The 26,801-nt window shown below is 55.5% G+C and carries 23 protein-coding genes and 1 riboswitch; of the genes, 11 read left to right on the plus strand and 12 right to left on the minus strand.

The features are described 5' to 3' along the window. Positions 1-17: 17 nt before the first annotated feature. Positions 18-773, plus strand: a complete 756-nt coding sequence (locus DFP90_RS02295) for a substrate-binding periplasmic protein (protein WP_115934788.1) — start codon at positions 18-20, stop codon at positions 771-773. Here DFP90_RS02295 and nadC read toward each other — a convergent pair. From nadC to DFP90_RS02325, 6 genes are all read right to left on the minus strand, one after another. After that, on the minus strand, positions 770-1,618 hold the full coding sequence (gene nadC, locus DFP90_RS02300; RefSeq protein WP_425452146.1) for a carboxylating nicotinate-nucleotide diphosphorylase: 849 nt from the start codon (positions 1,616-1,618) through the stop codon (positions 770-772). The two genes, DFP90_RS02295 and nadC, sit on opposite strands and share 4 nt — an antisense overlap. Further along, positions 1,602-3,173: an L-aspartate oxidase gene (locus tag DFP90_RS02305; protein WP_115934790.1), complete on the minus strand. Its 1,572-nt coding sequence runs from the start codon at positions 3,171-3,173 to the stop codon at positions 1,602-1,604. The genes nadC and DFP90_RS02305 overlap by 17 nt, the downstream gene beginning before the upstream one ends. Before the next feature lie 19 nt (positions 3,174-3,192). Next, positions 3,193-4,236: a quinolinate synthase NadA gene (gene nadA / locus DFP90_RS02310; RefSeq protein WP_425452139.1), complete on the minus strand. Its 1,044-nt coding sequence runs from the start codon at positions 4,234-4,236 to the stop codon at positions 3,193-3,195. A 153-nt stretch (positions 4,237-4,389) separates the two neighbouring features. Then, a complete protein-coding gene (locus DFP90_RS02315) occupies positions 4,390-5,469 on the minus strand; it encodes a phytanoyl-CoA dioxygenase family protein (protein WP_147300911.1) in 1,080 nt (359 codons plus the stop codon). Between the two features lie 84 nt (positions 5,470-5,553). Further along, positions 5,554-6,510 (minus strand): NUDIX hydrolase, encoded by a 957-nt coding sequence (locus DFP90_RS02320; RefSeq protein ID WP_115934792.1) that lies wholly within the window; start codon positions 6,508-6,510, stop codon positions 5,554-5,556. Positions 6,511-6,587: 77 nt separating this feature from the next. Continuing rightward, entirely contained in the window at positions 6,588-7,817 is a 1,230-nt protein-coding gene (locus DFP90_RS02325; protein ID WP_115934793.1) for a polyhydroxyalkanoate depolymerase, read from the minus strand. Positions 7,818-8,052: 235 nt separating this feature from the next. On the opposite strand from DFP90_RS02325, the gene DFP90_RS02330 reads away from it, so the two are divergent. From DFP90_RS02330 to DFP90_RS23050, 3 genes are all read left to right on the plus strand, one after another. After that, positions 8,053-10,005 carry a methyl-accepting chemotaxis protein gene (locus DFP90_RS02330; RefSeq protein WP_115934794.1) on the plus strand — a complete coding sequence of 651 codons (1,953 nt, stop codon included), beginning with the start codon at positions 8,053-8,055 and terminating at the stop codon, positions 10,003-10,005. Between the two features lie 123 nt (positions 10,006-10,128). After that, positions 10,129-11,376, plus strand: a complete 1,248-nt coding sequence (locus DFP90_RS02335) for an MFS transporter (protein WP_245956943.1) — start codon at positions 10,129-10,131, stop codon at positions 11,374-11,376. An 85-nt stretch (positions 11,377-11,461) separates the two neighbouring features. Further along, positions 11,462-11,971: an SET domain-containing protein gene (locus DFP90_RS23050; RefSeq protein WP_218044552.1), complete on the plus strand. Its 510-nt coding sequence runs from the start codon at positions 11,462-11,464 to the stop codon at positions 11,969-11,971. A gap of 9 nt (positions 11,972-11,980) precedes the next feature. On the opposite strand, the gene DFP90_RS02345 is transcribed toward DFP90_RS23050, so the two are convergent. From DFP90_RS02345 to DFP90_RS02360, 4 genes are all read right to left on the minus strand, one after another. After that, the gene (locus DFP90_RS02345; protein WP_115934795.1) at positions 11,981-13,189 is read right to left on the minus strand and encodes a multidrug effflux MFS transporter; all 1,209 of its coding nucleotides are present in this window, start codon (positions 13,187-13,189) and stop codon (positions 11,981-11,983) included. A gap of 95 nt (positions 13,190-13,284) precedes the next feature. Next, complete coding sequence (locus DFP90_RS02350; protein ID WP_115934796.1) at positions 13,285-16,410, minus strand: efflux RND transporter permease subunit; 3,126 nt, start codon at positions 16,408-16,410, stop codon at positions 13,285-13,287. Continuing rightward, positions 16,407-17,795: an efflux RND transporter periplasmic adaptor subunit gene (locus DFP90_RS02355; protein ID WP_115934797.1), complete on the minus strand. Its 1,389-nt coding sequence runs from the start codon at positions 17,793-17,795 to the stop codon at positions 16,407-16,409. The genes DFP90_RS02350 and DFP90_RS02355 overlap by 4 nt, the downstream gene beginning before the upstream one ends. A 107-nt stretch (positions 17,796-17,902) precedes the next feature. After that, the gene (locus DFP90_RS02360; RefSeq protein WP_115934798.1) at positions 17,903-18,559 is read right to left on the minus strand and encodes a CerR family C-terminal domain-containing protein; all 657 of its coding nucleotides are present in this window, start codon (positions 18,557-18,559) and stop codon (positions 17,903-17,905) included. A gap of 306 nt (positions 18,560-18,865) precedes the next feature. After that, a riboswitch (cobalamin riboswitch) is annotated at positions 18,866-19,085 on the plus strand. Positions 19,086-19,258: 173 nt separating this feature from the next. Between DFP90_RS02360 and DFP90_RS02365 the strand changes: the two genes are divergently transcribed. From DFP90_RS02365 to DFP90_RS02395, 7 genes are all read left to right on the plus strand, one after another. Beyond that, on the plus strand, positions 19,259-20,053 hold the full coding sequence (locus tag DFP90_RS02365; RefSeq protein WP_115934799.1) for a DUF4198 domain-containing protein: 795 nt from the start codon (positions 19,259-19,261) through the stop codon (positions 20,051-20,053). Positions 20,054-20,086: 33 nt separating this feature from the next. Next, positions 20,087-20,713, plus strand: a complete 627-nt coding sequence (gene cbiM / locus DFP90_RS02370) for a cobalt transporter CbiM (protein ID WP_115934800.1) — start codon at positions 20,087-20,089, stop codon at positions 20,711-20,713. After that, positions 20,713-21,339, plus strand: coding sequence for a cobalt ABC transporter permease (locus DFP90_RS02375; protein WP_245956944.1), 627 nt, complete (start codon positions 20,713-20,715; stop codon positions 21,337-21,339). Before cbiM ends, DFP90_RS02375 begins: the two co-directional genes overlap by 1 nt. Next, on the plus strand, positions 21,336-22,130 hold the full coding sequence (gene cbiQ, locus DFP90_RS02380) for a cobalt ECF transporter T component CbiQ (RefSeq protein WP_115934801.1): 795 nt from the start codon (positions 21,336-21,338) through the stop codon (positions 22,128-22,130). The genes DFP90_RS02375 and cbiQ overlap by 4 nt, the downstream gene beginning before the upstream one ends. Beyond that, complete coding sequence (locus DFP90_RS02385; RefSeq protein WP_115934802.1) at positions 22,114-22,797, plus strand: energy-coupling factor ABC transporter ATP-binding protein; 684 nt, start codon at positions 22,114-22,116, stop codon at positions 22,795-22,797. Before cbiQ ends, DFP90_RS02385 begins: the two co-directional genes overlap by 17 nt. Before the next feature lie 80 nt (positions 22,798-22,877). Continuing rightward, positions 22,878-23,141: a metal-sensing transcriptional repressor gene (locus tag DFP90_RS02390; RefSeq protein WP_281269666.1), complete on the plus strand. Its 264-nt coding sequence runs from the start codon at positions 22,878-22,880 to the stop codon at positions 23,139-23,141. 11 nt (positions 23,142-23,152) lie between these two features. Beyond that, on the plus strand, positions 23,153-23,998 hold the full coding sequence (locus tag DFP90_RS02395; protein ID WP_245956945.1) for a nickel/cobalt efflux transporter: 846 nt from the start codon (positions 23,153-23,155) through the stop codon (positions 23,996-23,998). A gap of 23 nt (positions 23,999-24,021) precedes the next feature. Here DFP90_RS02395 and DFP90_RS02400 read toward each other — a convergent pair whose 3' ends face one another. Next, complete coding sequence (locus tag DFP90_RS02400) at positions 24,022-25,038, minus strand: M23 family metallopeptidase (RefSeq protein ID WP_115934804.1); 1,017 nt, start codon at positions 25,036-25,038, stop codon at positions 24,022-24,024. A gap of 127 nt (positions 25,039-25,165) precedes the next feature. Continuing rightward, entirely contained in the window at positions 25,166-26,743 is a 1,578-nt protein-coding gene (serA, locus tag DFP90_RS02405; RefSeq protein ID WP_115934805.1) for a phosphoglycerate dehydrogenase, read from the minus strand. Positions 26,744-26,801: the final 58 nt, after the last annotated feature.

A 26,801-nucleotide genomic window follows, 5' to 3' on the forward strand; every position in this document is an offset into this window, starting at 1 on the left:
ACCGAATTCCAACTATCATGGCCGACATGCGACTGATTAAAGAAACAATGGTCTGCCTGACATTTATTTGCCTGCTGTTCGGGCCCGGCAAGCCGTATGCAGACGCAATTGAGATTCATACAACCCACTACCCGCCTTTTGAGATTGAAAATGCCACTGATGGCCGGCCGGGTTTTGATGTCGAGGTCGTTGCTGAAGCCTTCCGGCGCATGCAGATTAAAACCGACATTCGCTACACTCCCTGGAAACGGGTCGTGGTATTGGCAGAGGCAGGATCTATTCCCGCTTTCTTCTCCTGCACCTATTCGATTGGCAGAGCACATTTTTCTGTTCTATCAATCCCGATCAGCCAGCTGACACCTGTCATAGCCCTGCGCAAGGACCAACCGGGCGGCCCCTTTAACACGCTCGATAGCATCCGGGAACTGCGGGTGGTCGGGCTGCGCGGCTACAGCTATGAGCAGGAATTGACCAATCTGGGGATCCCTCATTCGGTCCTAACGGCCGATGACCAGGCCCTGAAACATCTCACCATCGACCGGGCTGACGCTTTTTACACCGCCCTTGAAAATGCCGCTTACCTGGCCAAGCAGCTAGGCCTTTCGGATCAACTGCGCTACGACCGGCTGGAGGACAGGGAACAAACCCTGTTCCATTTATGCTTCAGCAATCGCTGGCCCGGTTATGAACGGCTGTTGGCTGGGTTCAACAGCAGCCTGAAAGGCATGCTGAAGGATGGCACCGTGCAAACAATCCACGACCGCTACCGTTAGAAATCCAGCCCCAGGTCAAAGTTTGGCGCACTATGCGTCAATCGCCCAACCGAGATCAGATCCACACCGGTCTCCGCAATCGAAGCCACCCGGTCCAGGGACACAGAACCGGAAGCCTCAACCTTCGCACGCCCGGCAATGATCGCAATGCCTTCGCGCAAGTCATCATTACCCATATTGTCCAGCATGATGATGTCGGGATGATGGGCCAAAGCCTCCTCCAAGTCCGCAAGGCGATCAATCTCTACCTCAATCTTGACCATATGACCGATCTGTTCGCGGGCCCGGTCGATGGCCGCACCGATGCCGCCACAGGCCGCGATATGATTGTCCTTGATCATCACCGCGTCATAGAGGCCGAACCGATGGTTCATCCCCCCGCCGCATTTAACCGCAAATTTCTCCAGCGCCCGTAAACCCGGGGTGGTTTTGCGCGTGCAGCAGATTTTGGCCGTCGTATGGGCGACCTGTGCCACATAGTCTGCGGTGAGAGTGGCAATGCCCGACAACCGTCCGGAAAAATTCAACGCGACCCGCTCCGCCGTCAGGATCGATCGCGCACTGCCGCGGATTTCCATCAGGCAATCCTTGGGCGCAATCCGGTCACCATCTTTTTTAAAGAGTGCGATATCCAGCCCTCTATCGACAAAAGCAAAACAATCCGCCGCCAGCGCGACGCCACAGGCGACCCCCTCAGCCCTGGCATTCAAACGTGCGGTCACCACTGCATCAGCCGGAATGGTCGCCAGGGTCGTAATATCCCCGGCATCGCCCAGATCTTCGCGATAAGCCCGCTCGATCAGGTCTCTGGCCAAGATCTCATTCATCTCATACATGGGAAACATCCTTGGATTCATAAGCGGTATCATCCTCTGCGAGGCCAGGAATGGTTTGCCTGTTCAAATAGCAGCGATGGTTAAACCGGCCCAAAGTCAGCGGATATTCACTGCGGAAATGACCGCCTCTGCTTTCCTGCCGGCCAATCGCGCCCGTCACCACGGCAAGAGCCGCCGCGCGGAGATTCCTCTCTGAAGCTTCATCAGGTCGCCAGTCGACCAGTTGTGCATGCAGCGCCTGCATACCCTCTTCCTCACGCACCACGCCAACCCCATCATACATTGCCTGGCGCAGCCAGGCCGGAACGGAAACGGTGATTGCCCCCTCACTCGCCACCCGATCAATCAGGCTCTGTGGCAGCATTGAACGCGGCTTCATGCCCAACGCCTTTACATCCGCCGCAACAAGCGGCGCAAAGACCAAGGCCTCCAAAAGGGAATTGCTGGCCAGCCGATTTGCCCCGTGAAGCCCCGTGGAGGCCACTTCACCGCAGGCCCAAAGCCCGGTCTGGGAAGACCGGCCCCGACGATCAGTGGCAATTCCGCCCATATGATAATGGGCTGCTGGAGCCACCGGTATGGGCGCTGTCACTGGATCAAGGCCATTTTCCAGACATAACCGATGGACGGTTGGGAAATGATCGGGGAATACGTCCCCGACACTGGCTCTGGCATCCAGCCAGGCCCCCCCCTCTTTCACCGCCCGGTATACCGCGCGGGCCACCACATCACGCGGCGCCAGTTCGGCATCCGCATGGATTTGTTTCATGAAACGCTGTCCCCGGTGATCCAGCAGGACTGCGCCTTCACCGCGCAGGGTTTCTGTAGCCAGGGGATTGGGTGATTTGCCGGGGATATCGATCGCGGTCGGATGAAATTGGACAAATTCCATATCCACCAGTTCGGCCCCGGCCCGGAGCGCCAGCCCCAAGCCAAGACCACAAACCCCATCAGGATTTGTGGTCCGGCTGAACAACTGACCAAGCCCGCCCGTCGCCAGGATAACAGCCTCCGATTTCAGGCGGATTTTCCCGGTCCTGCTGGCCAGTTCCACCCCACAGACATGCCCCTGCTCCAAAATCAGCACCTCTGCAACAGCCGGGCTCAGAATCTGGATATGATCTGCCTTATGAACCTGCGCCCACAGGGTTTTGGTCAGCGCCGCCCCGGTGCCGTCACCATGGGCATGCACCACACGGTTCACCTGATGGGCAGCTTCCCGACCACATAGGATTGTCCCATCCTGTCCCCGGTCAAACGGCATGCCGAACCGCTCTAGCAAGGCGATGCGCAAAGCCCCCTCGCCAGTCACCAGATCGACCGTTTCCGGATCACACAGACCGGAAGACGCGCTCAGGGTATCGGCTGCGTGCAATGCCGCATCATCCTCCGGCGCGACCGCCGCTGCAATCCCACCTTGCGCCAGGTCACTGGAGCCTTTTGCCCCGGTTCCGACAAGGACAACCGGCATCGGCGCCAGGGACAAAGCCGTGAGCAGACCCGCCGCTCCGGTGCCGATCACCACTGGCCCGCATTGATATTCATTGATCCGGGCAAGCTTCATGGCCGGCCCTCCCTTTCGGTTATTTGACCGCCAGCATCCGGGTGATGGATGCCCGTGCTTTCTCCGCCACCTCAGGCGCAACGGTCACTTCATTGCTCAAATCCCGCAGGCAATGGATAATCTTGGATAGATTGATCTTCTTCATATGCGGACAGACGGTGCAGGGTTTGACGAATTCCACGTCCGGATGCTCTGCGGAGACATTGTCGCTCATGGAGCATTCAGTCACCATAAAGACCTTTTCCGGTTTCTTGGTCGCCACGAAATCCACCATCTGGGCGGTTGATCCGGCAAAATCCGAAGCTTCGACCACTTCTGGGGTGCATTCCGGATGGGCTATCACCACCACCCCTTCATTCTGGTCCCGGAAATCCTGGATTTGTTCGGGCGTGAATAATTCATGCACCTCACAGCGCCCATCCCAGGTGATCACTTCGACCCCGGTTTGCTTGGCGATATTCTGAGCCAGATATTTATCCGGTGCCATGATCACCCGGTCGACACCCAGACTTTCGATCACTTCCACCGCGTTACCGGATGTGCAGCAGATATCGGTTTCCGCCTTTACCTCAGCCGTGGTGTTTACATAGGTCACCACCGGCACACCGGGATATTGCGCCTTCAGCGAGCGCAGCCCCTCAGCGGTGATTGATTCCGCCAGCGAACAGCCCGCGGTCGGGTCGGGGATCAATACCGTCTTCGCCGGGTTCAGGATTTTGGCGGTTTCCGCCATAAAATGAACACCGCACAACACAATCACATCCGCTTCCACCTCCAGCGCATCTTTCGCCAGTTTCAAGGAATCACCCACAATGTCGGCAACCCCATGGAAAATTTCCGGCGTCTGATAGTTATGGGCCAGAATGACGGCGTTTTTCTCTTTCTTGAGACGGTTGATCTCATCGATCAGCGGGGCAAAATAGGTCCATTCCATTTCGGAGATCTGGCTTTTCAACTTCTGATAGACCGGTTGTGTCCGCGCGCGAACCTCCTCGGTCATGGGCAGAACAATATCCGCACCGGAAAATTCATTATTCTGAATAACTTGTTGTGCCTGAGCCATCAGAATACTCCTTCTTGAACCCATTTTAATACTCGTATGGAGTATTATTTGACGTATATATTCATACAACGAGTATAAATAAAGTCAAGAAAAAGCGCGATGTGAGGCGATGCGCCGCAAAGGGGTTGAGATCAATTGAAGGCTATTGAGAGATCAGGCCGTGACGAATAGCCGGGCCACATAGGCCGTCACCGGATCGTTCAACCGACCCGCCAGACCTTCGGGATAGCCAAGGTCGGCCAGCGGCACCGGATCGATCAATTCCGTCAGCATCGGAGTTGCCGCAAACTCCATCTGCAACAGAAACCGATCCTGATCAACGGGCATCTCGCCCTTATGGATGCCAGCAGTATTCGTAATAAAACTGTCCCCGGCCTTGCCTGTCAGACGAACCCCCGCATTTCCAAAGGCCTTTTCCACATCCTCATCCGTCTTCCGCACGGATTTCAGATACCAGTCCATGAAATCCTTTGGCCCCTCCGGCCAATGATCTCGAGCGTTTCGGACCAGGGCAGCACGATGGCTCCCTTCCACATAAACATGAGGCCCCGCCCCCTCTCCGGCATCACTCAGATAGACAAAAAGCTTACAAAAACGGTAGTCATCCAGGTCAAAGTGAAAAAACTGGGCGCGTTTCGGTGCCGGCAAGCCCGCATGGGAACGCCAGCAGGACAGGTTAATCAAGGTGGGCAACACACCGAGATGCGCCTGGATCAGGGCAATGGTTTCCGGCCTTGTAGCGATCTCGAGCACGTCGGGACAGGCCAGGATATCCGCGCGCTCATAACGCGCCACATTGTGACGGAGGGCCTCTTCATTCGATACCGGATGCCAGATTTCATCCGACTGCATCACGTGAAGAGCCTTCTTTTCGAAATGATCATTCAGCCGCCGGATCACAGATGAGGCCACAGGGGGCATCGGACAATGTCCCAACTGGTCAAGCACCTGCAATTTTTCGCGCCAATCCCGCTCAAGACGGGCCTCACACGGCGCAATTCGATCCACATATTGCCGGAATGCCCGGGATAGCATGATATTCAACTCGTCATTCAAGACACCGTGAATCACACCGATGGCGTTATAGTTGAACTCCACACTGGTATCGTAATCCGCCATTTGTTCAGGTGTGAGTCGGAAGACTGAACGGAGAGGGGCAAATTCCGGCTCGTTCCCCAGGAATTCTTGGAATCCCCTGTACCAGTCAGACGCCAGCGTTGTTGCAATGGCCACCAAGATCCAATTTCCTTTTCTTTGCTGCCAAGCATTTGAAAAAGATTAAAACATGCCCTGGAAAATTTGCAAATTCCACGCGGTCTAAAGCGACAGTTTCACGCCCGGCCGTACCCGTTCGCGCTGTACATCCGCTCGGAAACGGAACAGTTTCGCGGGCCGGCCCCGCCCTTCCTGAAACATGCCCCCGGTTTCCTCCACCAGGCCTTGCGCCTCAATCAAACGCCGGAAATTCTGCTTGTGCAGCCCCTTGCCGGAGAGCGCCTCCACACAAAGCTGTAACTGGTAGAGGGTAAATTCCTCTTCCAGCAGCTCGAATACCACCGGCCTGAATTTAATCTTACCGCGTAACCGGCCAATGGCCGTGGCCAGGATCCGGCGATGGTCATGGACCATGCTTGCCCCCATCCGACGCACATGATCGGGAATGTCACGCGCCATACCCGCATCCCGATAAGCTTCTGCCACCAAATTGGCTTCATACAGGATTTCATAGCGATCCAGGACCCGGTCATTATCCCAAACGCCGCCATCCAAGCCATAAACCGAAAGGATACGCGCTTCACGCTTGTCACGAAGCGCCCGTGTTTCGGCTGAGGCCACCCAGGCACGCAGAGCCGGATAGATTCGCTCCTCCAGGATTGCAGGTTCCCCTTCGCGCCAGTCTTCCCAAGGCAGATAGTCATACCAGGTGGGAAAACGGATTTTCTCGCTACAATTGCCCAGCGGCCGACTTAGCGCCAGATATCCGACCGAAAGCACACGTCCACCCTCGGTAAAAGAGGTTTTGTAACGATCCCGATCGCCAAAGGTATAAAGCTGTTCCACATAGCCCAGCGGATGCTGGGTCAGGTCATGCACCCAAGTGCGAAGCCCCTCTTCCAGGGTCCGGTGTTTTTCAACATCCAGCGGTCCAAATGGCAGGCCGTAGTCAGGCTCAGACGCAATATCGGCAAATTGGCGCACGATCATGACCCGGGGCTCGTTCTCCTCCAGGGTCACCACGACCACATTTAGACCGACAATTACTTGGCTCGCCACTGTTCATGCTTCATGAGATTATCAGGCCGGATAATTAGATTTCTCTCCGGTTGCCTGTCAAGCATACAGCAATCGGGTCAGGCTGCACGATGTTTCCGGATAAATTCTCCGATTTGCGGCTTGATCTGCTCACGCCAGCGGCGCCCATTGAAAATGCCGTAATGACCGACATTTTCCTGCACAATATTCTTATGCTTTGCCTTGGGAAGGCCGGTACACATATCGTGCGCGGCATAAGTTTGGCCCGGCGCGGAGATATCATCAAGTGCCCCTTCCACGGTGAGCAAAGCGGTTTTCGTGATCGCGGACGGGTCAACCGTCTCTCCACGCCATTTAAACAACCCGCGCGGCAAAGTGCGTTCCTTGAAGATCTCGCGGATAGTATCCAGGTAAAATTCAGCAGGCGTATCCATCACCGCCAGATATTCGTCATAAAACTTGCGATGGGCCGCCGCGGATTCACCATCCCCCTCAATGAGATGATTGAACATCTTCATATGGGCGCTGGTATGGCGTGCCGGATTCATTGACAAGAACGCTCGCAATTGCAGGAAACCCGGGTAAACGCGGCGATTGGCCCCGGGGAACCGGCCCGGCACCAAGTGAACACAATGCTGTTCAAACCAGCTCATGGTGCGGTTTTCAGCCAATTGGGTCACAACGGTCGCTTCCGCTGCGGGGTCAATCGGCCCGCCCATCAGGGTCATGGTGCTCGGCTGCGCCGGATCATCATGCTGGGCCAGGAGGCTGACCGCCGCCAGGGTAACCGGGGCCGGCTGGCAAACCGCCATGACATTCAGGTCCGGCGCAAGGAACCTCATGAAATCAAGCAGATAATCTATGTAATCATCCAGACTGAAATGCCCATCCTCAACCGGCACCAGAGCCGCATCAATCCAATCGGTGACATAAACCTCATGGTCTTGGATCAGCGCCTGGACCGTACCGCGCAGCAACGTGGCAAAATGGCCGGACATGGGGGCCACCAGCAGGATCTTGGGATCATTCCGCTTTTCCGCCCCAATGCGTTTGAAATGGATTAATTCGCAAAACGGCCGGCTGCGTACAACATGGCGCTCGACCGGATATTCCTCGTCATCTACGACGGTGAAATCAATGCCCCAAGCGGGTTTGGTTCGCTCCCGCATCACACTTTCCAAAACATCCGACCCGGCCGCCATCGCACGCCCCCAAGGGGTATAAGCCCAAGGATTCCATGGGTTTGTGAAAGACATTCGTGTGGTTTCCGCCAACAACCGAAATGGCGATAAGGCCTGGGTCTTGGCATCATAAAGGCTATAGAGCACCGCGCCCTCTCATGATCTGTTTTGAAGGATTTCTGTGATCCGGTGTCCCATCATAGCCGATTCCCATCCCGCACCGCAACAACACGTTTTCGCGACGCAACATCAATGGTTTAGGCCCGAATTATTAGCAACCCCATCTATTTAAGGCTTATTTAAGGAATGGAAAGCAATATTGGATTGTAGAAATTCACTCATCATCAGCGAGCAGGCCGATGTGCCTGCCAGGTATATTGCTATGAGAAACCTACGCATCAAATCTCAAATCCTGCTGATCAGCATAACCGCCCTGATCGGCTTTATCCTCATTTGCCTGATTTATTTTGCCAATCAGGCTCATATCTCCAGTCTTGAGGAGAAGCTGCAATCCGTGACCAAGCAGCAGGAATTAAACCAGTCTGCTCGATATGGGTTTTTAAACGCCCGGCGCCGGGAAAAGGATTTTTTGATCCGACTGGATAGCAAATACCTGGACCAGCATGCCCAGACCGTTGCCAGCATCCGCACCGACCTATCCGAATTGCGGGCGTTTCATGCCAACGACGACATTGGTGGCATCATCGACCAGTTGCAGGGGAAATTCTCAGCCTATGTCACACAATTTGATAAGGTTTCACAATCCTGGCTCGCGATCGGCCTGACTGAGAAAGAAGGGTTGCGTGGCAGCCTGCGTTCGGCGGTTCACGGCGTTGAGGAAAAGCTGAAAGCGGAAAACAATCCGGAACTGATGGTTTTAATGCTGATGATGCGTCGGCATGAAAAAGACTTCATCATCCGCCTGGATGAAAAATATGTTGGTCGCATGACGGACCGCCGCGCTGAGTTTGAAACCGCGCTGGCCGGATCCGGCATTGCGCAAGGGGCTCAAACCGAAATCCTGTCCTTGATGGCGGCTTATCACAGAGATTTCAAAGCGCTTGCCGTTGCCCGATTGAACCTTGTTGAGGATATTTCGGTTTTGAGCGCTATCTTTGCCGAAACAGAACCCCTGACCGAAGAATTAAACACCATCATGTTGAACCAGCTGATGGACACCCGGGTCAGCATTGCAGCGGCCAAAAACCTTGCCAGCATTCTGATGATCGCAACCATTATCATCATATCCGCCCTGGCATTTGGCCTGGCGCTGTTTATCGGCCGTCAGATCACTCTGCCGATCAACAGGATGAGCAGTGCCATGTCGGATCTGGCTGGCGGCAGCCGAAATGTGGAAATCTCCGATACCGAGCGCAAAAACGAAATTGGCATGATGGCGCAGGCATTGCGATATTTCCAAGACAAGCTGATCGAATCCGACCAGATGGCCGCAGAACAGAAACGGGCTCAGGAGGCCCGGGAAGAGCGCGTCCGTATGGTTGAGAAGCTAACCCACGATTTTGATGAGGCAATCAGCGTCACCCTGAAAACAGTGCGTTCCCAGGTGGAAGAGATGAACGAAACGGCGGTGACCATGTCCAACACCGCCAATGAGGCGGATGAAAAGGCGGAGAATGTCTCCAGCATTTCCAACCGCACCTCCAGCAATGTGCAGACCGTGGCCGCCGCGACCGAGGAGTTATCCTCCTCTATCGGCGAGATCAGCAGCCAGGTTTCCAAAGCGTCCCAGGTTGCGGGTAATGCCGTGAGCCAGGCCCGCGACACAACGATCCGCATGCGGGAATTGGAAGAGGCATCGCGGAAAATCGGCGATGTCCTGGCCATGATCACGGAAATTGCCGACCAAACCAACCTGCTTGCGCTTAATGCCACTATCGAGGCGGCGCGCGCTGGCGAAGCGGGCAAGGGCTTTGCGGTCGTGGCATCAGAGGTAAAAAGCCTGGCCCAGCAGACAGCCAAGGCGACCGAAGAAATCGGATTGCAGATCTCCAATATCCAGACCGAAACCAAGGATGCCGTTACCGCCATCGATACCATCAGCAAAGTGATTGATGAGATTGACCAAATATCCAGCGGCATCGCCGCAGCGGTTGAAGAACAGATGGCCGCAACGAAGGAAATTGCCCGCAATATTGAAGAGGCATCCCGCGGCACACAGGAAGTCACCGATAACATCCGTGATGTCTCCAGCGCCGCCAGTGATACCGGTGATGCCTCGCACAAAGTCAAGGAATCCGCAGGAGAGATGGCGCTTCAGACCGACAGGTTGCGCGAGGATGTGGAAAAATTCATTGCCGATATCAAAGTAGCCTAAAACGCTGACCGGCGCTGATTAATCATCATGCCGCATTGACAAAAGGCCTACCTTCCCCCATTGCTCAAATCACATTAATTGGATGTTGAACCATCCATGTGAGCGAAGGGGGGAAGACAAGCCGTGACCAGTACCAATCAGACATCAGGATCCATACTTGGCAGCACCAATCCCGGTGAGACCATGCCAGGCATGAAAAAGAATGTCGCCCTGCTGACCGGCAGCCTAGCGCTTTCCATGACCGGCAATGTCCTGATCGTTGCCATCGCCGCTCTTGCCGGCAAAACCCTGGATCCGGATGGCATTTGGTGGACCTTGCCACTCACCATGCAATTTGTCGGCATGATGCTCTCCACCATCCCGGCCAATTTATTGATGAAACGAATCGGCCGCCGCTGGGGTTTTACCATCGGCCAGTGTTTCGGAATGGCCGGCGGCCTGCTGTCTTGCTATACGATCATTGAACAGGATTTTATCCTGTTCAGCGCCAGCGGTCTTCTGATCGGTGTCCATGCAGCCTTCTGGAATTACATGCGCTTTGCAGCGGCGGATGTTTCCACCCCTGCCTTTCGCAGCCGGGCCATCTCCTATGTGATGGCGGGTGGTGTAGTCGCCGCTATTCTGGGGCCCGAGCTTTCGAAACATACCTATCAACTGTTGGCACCGGCCTCGTTTGCCGGTTGTTATCTGGCCATTGCCGTTTTATGCGCGATCACCATCGTGATCATTCAGTTCCAGACTTTCCCGCCGAAACCGAAAAAAACGGCTGAGCAGCCAGAGGGCCGGAGCATGCTTGAGATTGCCCGCCAGCCCCTGTTCATCATCGCGGTTCTGTCCGCCATGATCGGTTATGGGGCCATGAACCTGGTCATGACCGCAACTCCGCTGGCCATGCAGGCCTGCGGCTTCCTGCCCAATGATTCCAGCTTTGTTATCCAATGGCATGCGCTCGGCATGTTCGCACCCAGCTTTTTCACCGGCCACCTGATCCGGAAATTTGGCAATATCACGATTATTTCCGTTGGTGTCTTTTGCATGTTCCTGACCCTTGCGATCAATCTTTCAGGGATCGAAATGGGCCATTTCCTGAGCGCCCTCATTCTGCTGGGGCTTGGCTGGAACTTCATGTTCATCGGCGGCACCACCCTGCTGACCAATTGTTATCACCCTGAAGAACAGCATAAGGTTCAGGGCTTCAACGATTTCCTGGTCTTTGGCACCATGATCCTGACCAGCCTGTCCGCCGGCCTGTTGCAAAGCCTGGTGGGATGGACCTCGGTCAATTTGAGCGTCGCCCTTCCCCTGCTGATTGTGACGGTTGCCATCGTCTGGCTGAAACTGAACCGGCATACGGGTCAACAGCCCGCCTGATTTGACTCATCTCAATGGCAGGCCGATCAATACAGGTTACTGATCGGCCTTCCTTATTTCCGCCCCATCAGCGAGAGCCCTTCAAATGCCCCATCCAAAATCCTGGTTTTCGGACAAGATAAAAAGACGGGAGAGCTCCAAGCACGGGTTCGGCCAGTTTGCTTTAGAACCTATTGAAGAAGGTGAAGTCCTGTTGGTCAAAGGCGGGCATATATTTGGGCGGGACACATTAAAACGGCTGGAGAAACTGCTGGGGCCGACCGAGTTCCAGATCGCCGATGATCTTTTCATCGGCCCCATGTCCACAACCGAACGCGAAGACTGCATGATGTATCTCAATCACAGCTGTGATCCCAATTGCGGGATCATGGGCCAGATTGTGGTGGTTGCCATGCGCGATATCGCACCAGGCGAGGAAATCTCCATCGATTATGCCATGACCGATGATGACGATTATGAAATGCCCTGTAACTGCGGGAAGGCTCGCTGCCGGGGCACGATCACTGGAAAAGACTGGCAACGTCCGGATCTGCATAACCGATATGCCGGGTATTTTTCCGCTTATCTGGATGTGAAGATCTCGGGCCGGATCTAATCGGGGAAATCAATCAGCGCTTGCCGCAGCCTCGTCCGCTTGCTGATTGACCGAACGGACATAGACCGCAGAAACCAATCCCAAGAGGGTCAGGAACAGCATCATGCCCAACAGGCCCAAAGCACCTGTTTCATGGGTCACGATCACGCCTGTGAAAGCGGTTAGCAAAGCACCGATGCCCACGGTCAGCGCCCCTGCCAGACCGGATGCACTGCCCGCCAGTTCCGGCCGGACCGACATGACACCCGCATTGCAGCTCGGCATGGTGATGCCATTGCCGATTCCCATGAACAAGGTCGCCCCGAACAGAGCCAGCGCGCTGCCCATTCCCAGGCTGAAAATCATCAGCCCGGACGCCAGGCCCGCAATCGCGACAAAGCGCCCGGCAATCATCAGGCTTGTCAATTCACAGCGCTTTGAAAACCGCCCGGATAAAAAGCTGCCAAAGGCAAATCCACCGGTGATCGACCCCAGATAAATCCCGACTTCGGCGGGGTTCAGCCCCAGCAAATCCACCGCCACCAGCGGTGCCCCCGCCAGAAAACCGTAGAAAGCTGCGGTACAACAGGCCATGCAAAGGGAATACCCCCAATACCGGCGTGACCGGAACAGATCGGGATAGCTTGAAAACTGCTGCAGGAAGGAGTTCGAGCGTTTCAAATGGGTTTCGCCAAGATCCCACCAGACCAAGGCGAAAATAACCACGCCTAATCCTGAGAATAAATAAAAGCTGGCGCGCCAACCAAAAAACTCATCCAAAAAACCTCCCACCATCGGGGCCAGCATCGGGGCTATTGCCATCGCCATGGTCATGTATGCGATTCTGCCTCCAGCCTCTTGTGGCGGCAGCATGTCCCGGATCACAGCAAGGGAAAGAACCCACCCTGCAGCAATGACCCCTTGCAATAGCCTGAACAGCAGGAAGAGCATGAAATCATCGGTCATGGCGCAAATGATGGAGGCAGCACTATAGACCGATAGACAGAATAACAGCACCGGCCGTCGCCCGAAGCGGTCGGATACCGGTCCCATTACCAGCATCATCAAAGCGGTGACGGCCAGATAGCCCGCAATGGCAATCGCCATCAAACCGTATTCAACGGCAAAATCCGCAGCCATGTTGCTAAGCGAGGGCAAAAACAGGTTCAGGGTGAGAACGGATAATGCCGTCAACCCGATTAAGGTTATCATGCCGGGTGGACTGGCTGGCTGCCTCATGTCACTCCCCCCTTTCCCAAATGAATCCGGCCCAATGGGCATCACGTTAAGAGCGCCATTGGGCCGGGTCAATCAGTTAGAGAATAGCATTCATTCTATTCAATTTTGACTTTCATTTCTTCTCCCTGATCATCTTCATCCATCGCATGGTTTGTGAGGCCGAAATCGGCAAGAATGGTGTAGAGCACCGGCACGATCAGCAACACCAGAAGGGTTGATGCCATCAGGCCGAAAGAAAGCGAAGTCACCAGGGGAACAAGCACCTGCGCCTGAAAACTGGTTTCGAACAGCAGGGGCAGCATGCCCGCAATGGTGGTCAGGGAAGTCAGCAAAACCGCCCGGAACCGGTCTCGGCTGGCCTGGCGCGCCGCGACAGACAGATCCGTCGTTTCTTTGGCCCGCATCTTGATGAATGTCACCAGCAGGATTGAATCATTCACAACAATCCCCGCCAGCGAGGCAAATCCCAGCATGGACGGCATGGAAAAATCCAGCCCCATGATCACGTGGCCCCAGATGGATCCGATGAAGGCCATTGGGATGGCCAGCATGACCACAATCGGTTCCAAATAACTTCGGAACTGGAAACTCAGCAGCAGGAAAACCCCAAGGATTCCCAGCCCAAAGCCCCGCAGCATGGATGTGGCTGTTTCCGCCTGCTCGGCTGCCTCACCTTCCAACCCCAAGGTCACACTCGGGTATCTCTGCTGCATTTCGGTAAAGAAACCACTGCGTAAATCCGCCATAATCTGGTTCATGTTGGTCAGGGCGGGATCCAGATCACCCTTGACCGTCACCGCACGCAACCCATCAATCCGCGTGATCTGGGAATAGCCGCGACCACGTTCTACATCTGCAATAGAAGTAAACGGCACCTGGGTGCCATCCGGAGCGGTCACGACGAAATAATCCAGATCACCCAGGCTATTTTGGTCATCCTGGGCCAGCCGGACATCAATCTCGTAACTTTCCGATCCCACCTGGATTTCGCTGGCGGTCGTCCCCTGGAAGGCTGCACGCATCTGTCGGGCAATCCGGTCCGCATCCAGGCCAAGTTCTGTTGCGCCCTCTTTCAGGGTGATCAGCAATTCCGGCTTGCCCGGTCGCAGGTCATTTTTCAGATCAAAAACACCCTGGTAGCTCTCCAGCTTGGCCATCAGCTCCAAAGATGCTTTTTCCAATTCGGCCAGATCGCTGCCGTAAAGGCGGATATCAATCGGTGCCCCCGCCGGCCCCAGGGACGGTTCGGCCACGCTGAGCGCGATTGCATCGGGCACAATACCGATTTTTTCACGCCACAGACCGGTGATTTCGTCGATAGAGAGACCGCGCCGTTCGGCGGTCAGCAAATCAACGGTCACGGTCGCCAGATGCGGGCCAACCTCATTCGTGTCCGGATTGCTGTTGAAGGCGACATTGGTATTCACCACCAGTCTTTCACCTTCCGGCATCTGATCAGCAAAGACCGCCTCAGTCTCCTTCAGGGCGTTCAAAATCCGGTCGACCTGTATTTCGGTCTGGGTCAGCGGCGTTCCCTGCGGCAGTAACAGGCGCGCCTGGACAATGTCACCGTCAAGATCCGGAAACGCCTTGAAACGCAGCAAGCCACTGGCCGGCATGGCCACCGAGGCCAGGAACAACATCAACACGATGCCAATTGTGAGATAGCGCCATTCGATCAGCCGGTCGATCGCCCGGCCCAGAAACCGTTCCCGGATACGTTCAAAACCGGAATCGAACCAACGCCGGAACCGATTATCCTGCCGGCGACCGGCGGAATGAAGCATGTGATGCGGTAGGATCAGAAAGGCCTCGATCAGGCTGACTGCCAACGTCATGATCAAGACAATCGGCACCACACGCAGCACTTTGCCAATATCGCCGCTGATAAAGGCCAGTGGCAGGAACACGCTGACCGAGGTTGCAAAGGAGGACAGCACCCCTGGGAAAACCTCCTTGGTGCCGATCACCGCCGCCTCAATTGCCGATTTCCCACGATGTCTATGGGTCGCGATATTTTCCGCAATCACGATGGAATCATCCATAATAATCCCAATCGCGATCAATAGCCCCACCATAGAGAGCATGTTGAGCGTAAAGCCCATGGCCACCATCAAGGCAACCGTGCCCAGGAAAGAAATCGGCAGGCCCATCACCGCCCAGAACGACAGGCGGATATTGAAAAAGGCCCACATCACCAGGAACACCAGCAGAAGCCCCTGAACCGCATTCTTGGTCAGCATACTTAACCGGTCTTCAACAATGCTGGTCACATCCCGGGTCAGGGTGAAATGCACCCCTTCAGGGGCTGACGCCTGAACTTCATTGATGAATGCCTCGATCTCGGCCTTGATGCGTAATGCATCTTCCGACTTGGTCTTGGTAATCTGCAAAATAGCGGCACGCTCACCGTTAAACAGGATCTTATCCTCGTCATCCTCAAAACGGTCAGTCACCCGGGCAATCTGGCCCAGTGTCACCTCAGCCCCGGTCTCGCCGCCGATCACCACCAGGTTTTCCAGTTCCTGAATGCCTTTGCGCTCATCGGCAAACCGCAACAGGACCTCCTTGTCACGCGCTTCAATCGCGCCGGACGGCAGGTCCAGGCTCTGCTTGGCAACAATATCCGCGATCGATGAAATGGTAAGCCCATATTCCCGAAGCGCGCTCTGGCGCGGCTCAATTCGCAACTGCCGGTCCGGAAAACCATCCAGCTCCACCAGACTGACCAGCGATAGACGTAGCAGCCGGTCCTTGATTTCTTCTGCATAGACCTTGAGATGCGGCGCGGACATCGGCCCGGTGATGGCAATTTGGATCACGCTGTCGGTCTTATTGAGCTGCCGAACCGCCGGGTCTTCCGCCAGGTCAGGAAAATTGTCGATGGCTTCCACTTCGGTTTTGATCTCGGCCAGGAAGGTGGCGATATCCCCTTCTTCCTGCATATCGATCGTGACGGCGGCACTGCCCTCACGGGTGAGGCAGCGGATTTCGTCAATAAAGGTAACATTGGCCACCGCATCCTCGACACGCTGGCAGATGGCATCCTCAATCTCTTCGGCTGTGGCACCCGGATAGGCAACCGTCACCTGAACCGAACTTTGGGAAAAATCGGGAAATGTCTGGCGCACCAGTGAGGGCGCACTAACAATCCCGATTACCATCAACAGCAGCATCAAAATATTGGCTGCCGTCGGATGGGCGGTGAAAAAGCGGATCATTTGACTTCCCCTTCACCGGAGGCCGCTTGGCGCAGTTTTTCCGCCGCCGCCTGATCCACCATCGGCTCCAGCAGCATACCTTCAATCGCTGGTATCAAATCGGTCAGCACCAATGCTTCACCGGCCTGCAACCCGTCCAAAACAACCGCCACATCCCCCTGACTGGTACCCAGCTTGACCTCGCGATGGCGCAGGCGGTTGTCGCCATCCGCCACATAAACGATATCCGTGCCATTTTCCGAACGATGAAGCGCGCTGTAGGGAATCACTATTCGGCCCGGCTTTGCCTTGCCACGCAATTCCACCTCAACAAACAGGTTTTTCACCAGCGGCGGCCGCTTTCCGACGATGGCTTTTCGATAAGGCTCGTCGACCGCAACAATGATCCCCAATGTCCGGGTGCCGCTATCAATCGCGTCATTGATCCGGTCAAGACGCGCCTCCCAGACCGGTGCCCCTTCCATATTCACAGCCCGAACCCGTGCTTCGATGCCAAACTCCCGCAAAATCTCCCCCGCTCGGCCGGGATCGAATCCTTCCATGGACCGCTCACCAGCCATCAGGCTGGCAAAATGGGAAAGCGCGAACTGGGCGGTGATTTCGGACACATCAATCCCGTCGGCTTCCAACAATTGCTGGCCCACGGGCACATATTCCCCTTCTTCCACCGCAACACTGGCGATCCTCGCATCAAACGGCAGAATGATCCTTGTCCGGGACAAATCCTCTTCCGCCTGGGCAAGGCGGGTTTCATTCTGACGTTTGGTGGCCTCCAGCACCGCCCGCTGGGCAGGGAGAAGACGGTTCTCGTTCTCCAGGTCCTGTATTTTCTGCCGCTGGGACAAGAGGTTGGTCTCTGCCGTATCCAATGCGGCCTGACTGCCGGCTCCCCGCTTTAACAGTTTGCGTTTCCGCTCCACTTCCTTTTCCGAAAGCTTCTGCAAATCCCGTTCGATCTTCAGGCTTTCCTGCAAGTTGGCGATGGTGGTGTCAATCTCGGAGATCTGGGCCTCAATGCTGATCAGATCCGCTTCCGAGCGTTCCACTTCAAGGATGTAATCAGTCGGGTCAATCTCTACCAGCAACGTGCCGGCCGGCAAGATCCGGCCACGCAGCAGATCCGGGTTGCGATAGGTAATCCGGCCAGCCACTTCCGCCACGGATGCAAGCTGTTTCTTCGGCTCCGCATATCCATATCCCAAAGATTTTGGAACGAAATCCAATGGCTGGACGGGCAGTACCCGCACCGGGCGTGCAGTTTCAGACGCTTCTCGCAATGTCGGCTGCTTTTTATTGGAAACGGCCAGCACCAGGACAACCACACCAACTAACAAAGGCGGTAGAAACAGCAGTTTTTTGTATTTTTTATCGATCTTACTCAACATTCTCTTTTCTCCTCTTCCCCCGCCGTCTGTCCACGGCTGCCCGGAGGATCTGATTTACTGCGCGCCCTTTTGATCGATAAATGTCACAAAAGTGTGCCAAGGTTGCATCAATCTCTATCCAGCCCCAATGAACGCATCACAGTCGGCACTACGACTTCCTGGATTCCGGCGACCTGCCCCTCTTCCACACGCTCCCACCCCATCCGACGCAAAAAGGGTTCTTCCGCCAGCTTAAATGCCAGCCATTGGCCCAAAAGACTATGCGCGCCGATGATCGAAGCTGGGTCATTTTCATCCATACCCCGGATACGGGCATAAAGGCGCGTGATCATGCGATGCATAGGCTCGATGAATTCCGCATAGAAAATCTCGAAGCCAATCCCCGGATTGGCATATTCCCGAAGCAACAGAGCCTGGCCGCTGCGGTTTAAATCATCATGGACAAACCGGGAAATGAAGAGAGCCACAAAAGCCCGAACATCCGCCGACTGTGTGACTGGGTCAAAGCCCGGCTTGTCCAGAATCGCCTGCAGGCTTTCCCGGACCGGTGCCATGCGCGGTTTCATATTGGCCACCACAAACCGGCAGGTTTCTCGATACAGCTCTTCCTTGCCGCCAAAATGGTATCCGATCGCTGCGATATTGGCGTCCACCGCACGTGCCAGGGTTCGGATCGAGACCCCCTCATACCCCTTTTCCGCAAACAGCCCGGCCGCCGATTTCAGCAGAAGGCTGCGGGTATTTTCCAAATCCGTGGCAATCATGAAACGGGCTCCGATCCTATGTAGAACAGCGATATGTTATGCCGCCCAGCCAATTCAATCAAACGATCGTTTGAAAAACTCCTCTCCTCAAGCCAAAATTCCTAAAACAAAGGCATGCGCAGGATCGGCACCATTTTGACCTTATTATTGTCATTTATAGCAATATAAATGTCCATTTCCACATAAAATACTGATTTTATTAACATAATTAAATTGGCTCTTCGTCTGAAAATACAGTAACATTTCTGACATTGCGATTTCTATCCAATCGCAATATCGAATCGCTTGCCTGCAAAAATCTTTGCTGGTAGGTGTGCGATCAACGGTGATCGGTCATCCAAGCGCGATGACGATCTTAATAGGGAACACGGTGAGGCGTACCCAACAGGGACCAAAACCGTGGCTGCCCCCGCAACTGTAAGCGGCGAGCCAGATTTCCAACATGTCACTGGGCCATTGGCCTGGGAAGACGGAAATCAAGCAAAGACCCGCAAGCCAGGAGACCTGCCGTTGACCAGTCTTGGCCATTTGGCCCGGGCAAACTTCGTCCAGACGCCGGGGTGAGCGTCAGATGTCGTCAAAGGTAAAAAATAATTCCCCTTTGCCGCCGTTTTCTCCCCGCGCGTTTCCAATCTTTGGTTCCGGCGCAATTAAACTGTGACATGCACCGGTTCCAGGCAGTATCTTTGGAGACCGCACATGATTCGCAAGACCGTTCTTTCCGCTGTGGCTGCGGCCGCGCTTTTTGCATCCGCCCCGGCAGGTGCCCATTTCCAGCTGATCTACACACCGGAAGTGAACCTGCAAAAAGCAGGCAATGTACCGTTCCGCCTGATCTTCTGGCATCCGTTTGAAAACGGACATGCTATGGATATGGGCCAACCGGAAGAGTTTTACTATATCCACAAAGGTGAAAAGACCGACCTGATCGACAGTTTGAAGAAAATCACCTTCAAGGGCGCCCATAACGAGGCCGCCGCCTATGAAGCGGATGTTAAAATCAAACGCAATGGTGATTACATTCTGGTGGCGACGCCCGCGCCTTATTACGAAGAAAGTGAAGACATCTATATCCAGCAAATCACCAAGAGCTTCGTCAACAAAGGCGAGGTTCCCACCGATTGGATGGAGCCGATCGGCCTGAAAACCGAGATTGTGCCTTTGAACAAACCGACCAATATCCTGGCGGGATCCACTTTCACCGGGCGTCTGCTGTCCGCCGGCAAGCCGGTCGCCGGTGCTGAGATTGAAATTGAATATATGGCCGCTGAACCGGATATGGCGGAGAACAAAGCCGGCACGCCGAAAGCCGAACCGATGCCGGGCGGTGCCATCGTCGCGATCTCTGATGCCAACGGCTATTTCTCCTTCGGCATCCCGAAATCCGGTTTCTGGGGCTTTGCCGCCCTTGGTTCCGGTCCGGATAAGGAACATGAAGGCAAAGAACTGTCCCAGGATGCCGTCCTGTGGGTCCGCGCCTACGATGTTAAATAAGCACGGCGACATCCAGTATAAGGGGTTCATCCCATGCATATTGTAGATGGTGCCCTATCCAATGAAGTGGTCATCGCCGGCGGTGTTCTTGCCGTCGGCGGGATCGCCCTGGGCCTGCGCAAACTGGATATGGAAAAAATACCGGTTGCCGGGGTGCTCAGCGCCACATTCTTTGTTGCCTCCCTGATCAGCGTTCCCGTGCCGCCGACCAGCGTGCATTTGATCATGAACGGTCTGGCCGGAATCATCCTGGGCTGGGCGGCTTTTCCTGCCCTCTTTGTCGGTCTGTTGCTGCAATCGGTTTTCTTCGGTTTCGGGGGCCTGACGGTCCTTGGCATCAACACGGTCAATATCGCGCTCCCCGCTGTGGTGGCATTCTATTTATGCCGTAGCGGCATTCTCACGGCAGCCCCGAAAAAGGCCGCGATCTGGGGCGGTATTGCAGGGGCCCTGGCGATCGCGCTGACCACCGGAGTTGTCGCAATCTCGCTGACTTTGTCCGGTGAAAAATTCTATGAAGCCGCCAAGCTGGTTTTTCTGGCCCATATCCCGGTCATGATTATCGAAGGGTTTGTTTCCGCCGCCGCGGTCTATCTCATTCGAAAGGTCAAACCGGAATTGTTTGATCTCCATAATACCGTTTCCCAAGGGGCGGACTGATGACATTGTTTAAATCCCTCGCTCTGCCCACCCTGTTCGCAGTGGCCCTGTTTTCTGCCACGCCAGCATCCGCCCATAAGGTGATTGCCTCCGCCTTTGCCGAAGGCGACTTGATCGAGGGCGAGATTGGTTTTTCCAATGGCGAAATGGCCACCAACCAGGCGGTTGAGGTTTTTGCTGAAGACGGCCGGAAATTGGGGGACACCCACACCGATGAAGAGGGTTTTTTCACCTTCCAGCCAACAGAGCAGATCGTCCATATCTTCCGCGCCAACCTCGGGGCAGGTCATGTCGCTGAATATCGGATGGAAATTGATGAGCTGCCGGACGGTCTAGCCGGCGGCCAGGCCCCAGCCAGCACCGGTGCTAAAACCGTTTCCGCGCCAGCAACCGCAGTAATCTCTGGCTCTGTCGCACCGGATGCCCTCAAAGAGCTTGTTGCCGAAGCGGTGCGCCGCGAAGTGAAACCGCTCCGGCGGGAAATCGCCGCCTATAAGGAGAAAAACAATCTACAGTCCATCCTGGGCGGCATCGGATATATCATCGGCATTTTTGGCCTGGCCGCCTATCTGGCCGCCCGGAGACGCCAAAAACAGTCCGGCATTGCCGGGCAGGCAGCCGAGTGAGTGCGCTTTTACATAACGGGCCGGAGGCAATAGCCTCTACGCCCAGCGCCGGAGGCTGGAGCGTCCGGGATCTGGATCCGCGCGTCCGGATCCTGGTCGTTTGCGCCTTTGCCGCCACTGTCGTGAACCTGAACGCCTTCCCTATCCTTGGGACAGCGCTCGGCTTTTCTCTGGTCGCCCTCTTTTCTGCCCGCCTTCCGTTAGGCAAAACGCTGAAACGGGTGATGATGATGGACACTTTCGTTGTCTTCATGCTGTTTCTGCTGCCCTTTACCATGCCGGGTGAGACCGCCTTCACCGTGTTTTCCTTTGCCGCCAGCTGGGAAGGGATTTTTGAAGCCTGCCGGATCGCATTAAAGGCCAACGCAATCGTCATGATGGTACTGGCCCTGGTCGGCACCATGGAGGCCGTCACACTGGGGCACGCTCTCTCCCGGCTGCGGGTGCCGGAAATACTGATCCATCTAATGTTGTTTACGATCCGCTATATCGAGGTCCTGAATGACGAACAGAAACGGATGCGGGTCGCAATGAAGGCCAGAGGATTCCGGCCCAGCAACAATATACATACCTACAAGACCTTCGGATATCTTGTCGGCATGCTGCTGGTTCGCGCGCTGGAACGATCCGAACGGATTTTAAAAGCCATGAAATGCCGGGGTTTCCAGGGCAAACTCTATCTGTTGGATGACATGACCTGCAACGCCCGCGACTATATTTTTGCCGGCATGATGATAGCCATCATCGTCGTCCTGCTCAGTTGGGAGTATCTCAATGTCCCCTTTGTTTGATCTTGCCGGCATCCATTATGCTTACCCCGGTCACCGCCCAATTCTGAACGGGGCAGACCTACAGCTATTCACCGGTGAACGCCTGTGCCTTAACGGCCATAACGGTGCCGGAAAAAGCACCCTGTTGCAGATCATGACCGGTTTGTTGAAGCCCTCAGCAGGATCCGTCACGGCCTTTGGCCGGGAACGCAAGGCCGAGGCCGATTTCACGGAAGTGCGCCGTCGTGCGGGCTTTGTCTTCCAGGATCCCGATGACCAGCTTTTTTGCCCCACAGTCGCGGAAGATGTCGCCTTTGGCCCCCTGAATCTTGGCAAATCCAAGGATGAAGCCATGGCGATTGTGGAGGCCACTTTGGACATGCTGAACCTCACAAGCTTCCGGGACCGGATCACCCATAAACTGTCCGGCGGGGAAAAGCGCCTGGTATCTCTGGCGACGGTGCTGGCCATGGAGCCGGATGCACTGCTTCTGGACGAACCAACCACCGCATTGGATGAGCGCACCACCGAGCGCCTGGTGGAAATCTTGCTGGAACTGCCCCAGGCCATGGTTGTGATCTCTCATGACCCGCATTTCCGCCATAAAATCGCTACCCGGACAATCCGTCTGGAAGACGGCGCGGTCCACCGCCCCGCCCCAACCTGCAAACACGCAAAAACCGCTTAAATACCCGTGGCACCCCCCATTGGAAATCACATGTCGATTTTTGCCTTAACATATCCCCTCCTGGGGGATAGGATATGTTCATGATACATGAATCCCACGATAAGGTGCTCAACCGTCTGAAACGGGCGCATGGCCACCTGCACAAGATCCTCGATATGATGGAAAAGGAACGATCCTGTGTGGATATCGCACAGCAACTGCATGCGGTTGAGAGCGCGGTTCAAAAGGCAAAAAAATTGCTGATCCAGGATCATATCGACCATTGCCTGGAAAGTGCGGTTCTCTCGGGCCGGAAGTCCGATGACGTGCTCGCCGAGTTCAAAGAAATCTCCAAATATCTGTAAGGACCGGCCCCGTGGATATTCTTGAACTTTTGAAAAATGGCGACACGTCCTTTGCCGCATTGGCCTTCATTGCGCTGGCTGTCGGCGCCCTGCACGGGCTGGAACCCGGTCATTCCAAAACCATGATGGCCGCCTTCATCATCGCAGTGAAAGGGACAGTTACCCAGGCAATCCAGCTGGGCCTGGCCGCCACGGTGTCCCATTCCCTGATCGTCTGGGTGCTTGGCTTGTCAGCCATCTATTTCGGCAATGAGATGATCGGCGAGGAATTGGAGCCCTGGCTGATCCTGGTGTCAGGCATAGTGATTTTGTTCGTGGCCGCCTGGATATTCTTCCAGACCAGACTCGCCCAGCGGAAACGCAGCCACCATCATCACCACCATTCCCACGGGGGCAGTCATTCCCACGGTGGTGCGCATTCCCATGGCGGCGACCATTCGCACAGCAACAGCCATCACGCCCACAACGGAGACGGCGACGCCCATGCCGCCGCCCATGCCCGCGAAATTGAGACCCGCTTTGCCGGCGGCGCGGCCAGCACCGGCCAAACCATCATGTTCGGCCTGACCGGCGGCTTGATCCCCTGCCCGGCCGCCATCACGGTACTGATTTTATGCATGCAGACGGATCAAATTTGGAAAGGGGTCGGCCTGGTCTCCGCCTTTTCCGTGGGGCTTGCCATCACATTGGTGACCGCGGGCCTTGTTGCCGCCCTGGGCTTGAAATACGCCTCCCGCAAATCCGCAAAGGTGGATGAATGGCTGTCCAAAGCACCTTATCTCTCAGCGGCGCTGATCTTCCTGATCGGGCTTTACATGGCCGGATCTGCATATCTCCATCTCACGGAATCTCACTAACCCGCCGAGCAGGGCTATTCCTATTACTGGATCAATATTTCACGGGAAGCGCGTAGAATCACCTGCGGTTCAGTCTGCCCCTCTTCCATCCTCAGCAATCTATATTGGCCACGATAGCGGCCGGGATCCCAGGTCCGGCCCTTACCTGCCTTGCCGACATACTGAAATTCAAACAGCTTGGATTTCTCATAAACACCACTGGCCTTGACCAATGGTTCTGACGCGCCTTCCCTTGTGATTGAGACCTCCCAGCGGTCTCCGGCGCGCGGTCCCATCACAAACAAGTTCAGGATGAAATTCTTGGCCTTGGCCGGGAATTCGCCTTCATAATCCAGGCCAAATTCCAGAGCGTCCCGGTTCAGCGGATATTCGGAAAACCCCATATGGATCATTCGGACCGGATCATAGGCCAGCTTTTCAACCACCTCCGCCGACCAGAGCGGGTTGGCCTGCTGCGGGCAGCCCTCTTCCAGCGCAGCCCCTGAAAAAGGATCAATCCGTTTACCTCGGCGCACCACTTCGAAATGCAGATGGGGAAACTCGCTCAGCCCCGAGAGGCCGACATCCCCCAATTTCTGCCCCCGGCCCACCCGCTCGCCAGCCTTAACCAGGATACTGCCGCGTTTCAGATGGGCATAAGCGGTCAAAGTGCCATCCTCATGCTCAATCGTGACCAGATTGCCATAGCCCCGGGCGCGCACGGCGTCATAGGAAACCAGCGTGGAGCTAACATCCGGCATGTGATCGCGCACCTCACGCACAACCCCGTCCGCTGCGGCCAGCACCGAAACGCCCTTATCCATGGCCGCCATATCCAGCAGACGGATATCCGTGCCTTTATGGTCATCATTGGTCAGGCGATTACAGCGGAAATCCCGGTAATCCTCTCCTGGTGCCATATCGACATATTTCATGACAAAACAGTCTTTGCCGGGGGCACAATCCACTGGCCAGGACAGCGACAATGCCTGCTGGGCATATCCGCTTGATAAGCAAGCCAGAAAAACCAACCCAGCTGCTGGCGCAAGAAACCTGGACATGATAGCCCCCTTTCCGAAACCTTGTTTCCCGGCAGCATGCAGGCAGGAATAACGCTGTGCAACCGTGCCCAGAAAGAAAAACGGGCGACCAAGAGGCCGCCCGTCAGAGTTTACCGTGTTTACAATGTTAGAAATGCAAAAGCTTGGACTGGCTGACCAGCGGCAAATCCCGGATCTCTTTCAGGATCGCCTCATCAATCGGCGCATCCAGCTGGATCAGCGAGAGCGCGTCGCCCCCCTCTTCCGCCCGGCCCAGGTGGAAGGTCGCGATATTTGCGCCCGCCTTGGCCAGAATGGTGCCCAGCTCACCAATCAGGCCCGGCTTGTCCTGGTTGGTGGTGTAGAGCATATGCTTGGTCAGCTCCGCTTCGATGCCAATGCCCTTGATCTCGACTATCCGTGGCTTGTCGCCGCCAAACAGCGTACCGGAGACCGACCGTTCCATCCGCTCCGTGGTCACCACCAGTCGGATCAGGGTGTGATAATCGCTGGAGCGGTCATTCTTAACTTCCGCCACATCAATGGAGCGTTCCCGGGCTATTACCGGCGCATTGACCATATTCACGCAATCGGTCATCGGCCGAAGCAGCCCCGCCAGCACCGCCTGAACCAGCGGTTTGGTGTTCAAGCCCGCAACCTGGCCTTCAAATTCGATCCGGATCCCTTTGATGCCGCTTTCCGTCAACTGCCCCGCAAAGGAGCCCAGCTGTTCCGCCAGGATCATATAGGGCTTTAACTTCGGCGCGTCTTCTGCGGAAACAGAGGGGATGTTGAGCGCATTGGTCACCGCCCCGGTCAGCAGATAATCCGCCATCTGTTCGGCCACCTGGATCGCCACATTTTCCTGGGCCTCAGTGGAGGCCGCGCCCAGATGCGGGGTGCAGACAACTTTATCGTTGCCAAAAAGCGGGTTGGATTTGGCCGGCTCTTCCTCGAACACGTCGAGCGCCGCACCAGCAACCTTGCCGGCATTCAAGGCTTCGAGCAGGTCCGCCTCGTTGATGATGCCGCCACGCGCACAGTTGATGATCCGGACCCCGTCTTTCATCTTGGCGATCGTGTCCTTGTTGATCATGTTTCGGGTGCCGTCGGTCAGGGGCGTGTGGATGGTGATGAAATCAGCCAGGCTGAGCAACTCATCCATCTCGACCTTCTTCACGCCCATTTCCTTGGCTCGTTCCGGCGACAGGAAGGGATCAAAGGCAACAACCTTCATTTTCAGGCCCTGCGCCCGGTCAGCAACGATGGAACCGATATTACCGGATCCGATCAGGCCGAGCGTCTTGTTGAACAGCTCAACCCCCATGAAACGGGATTTCTCCCATTTACCCTGATGTGTGCTTTCATTGGCCTGAGGGATCTGGCGGGCCACCGCCATCATCATGGCAACGGCATGTTCCGCCGTGGTGATGGAATTGCCGAAAGGCGTGTTCATCACAACGACGCCACGTTGGGTTGCCGCAGGCTTGTCCACATTATCGGTGCCGATGCCGGCCCGACCGACCACTTTCAGATTTTCAGCCGATTCAAGAAGATCGGCGGTCACTGTTGTAGCAGAACGAATCGCCAGGCCGTCATATTGGCCAATGATTTCCTTCAGCTGGGCCGGTTCCAGCCCCACATTCACATCAACCTCAATGCCGCGCTCTTCAAAAATTTCCTTGGCACGCGGCGACAATTTGTCCGAAATCAGTACTTTAACCATTGTTCTGGTCCATAATCCTAATAAGTAAAATTCGTCTGGTTCACTTGATCGGCTGCGG

The organism is Aestuariispira insulae, assembly GCF_003385955.1.
Taxonomy (GTDB): Bacteria; Pseudomonadota; Alphaproteobacteria; order UBA8366; family Aestuariispiraceae; genus Aestuariispira; species Aestuariispira insulae.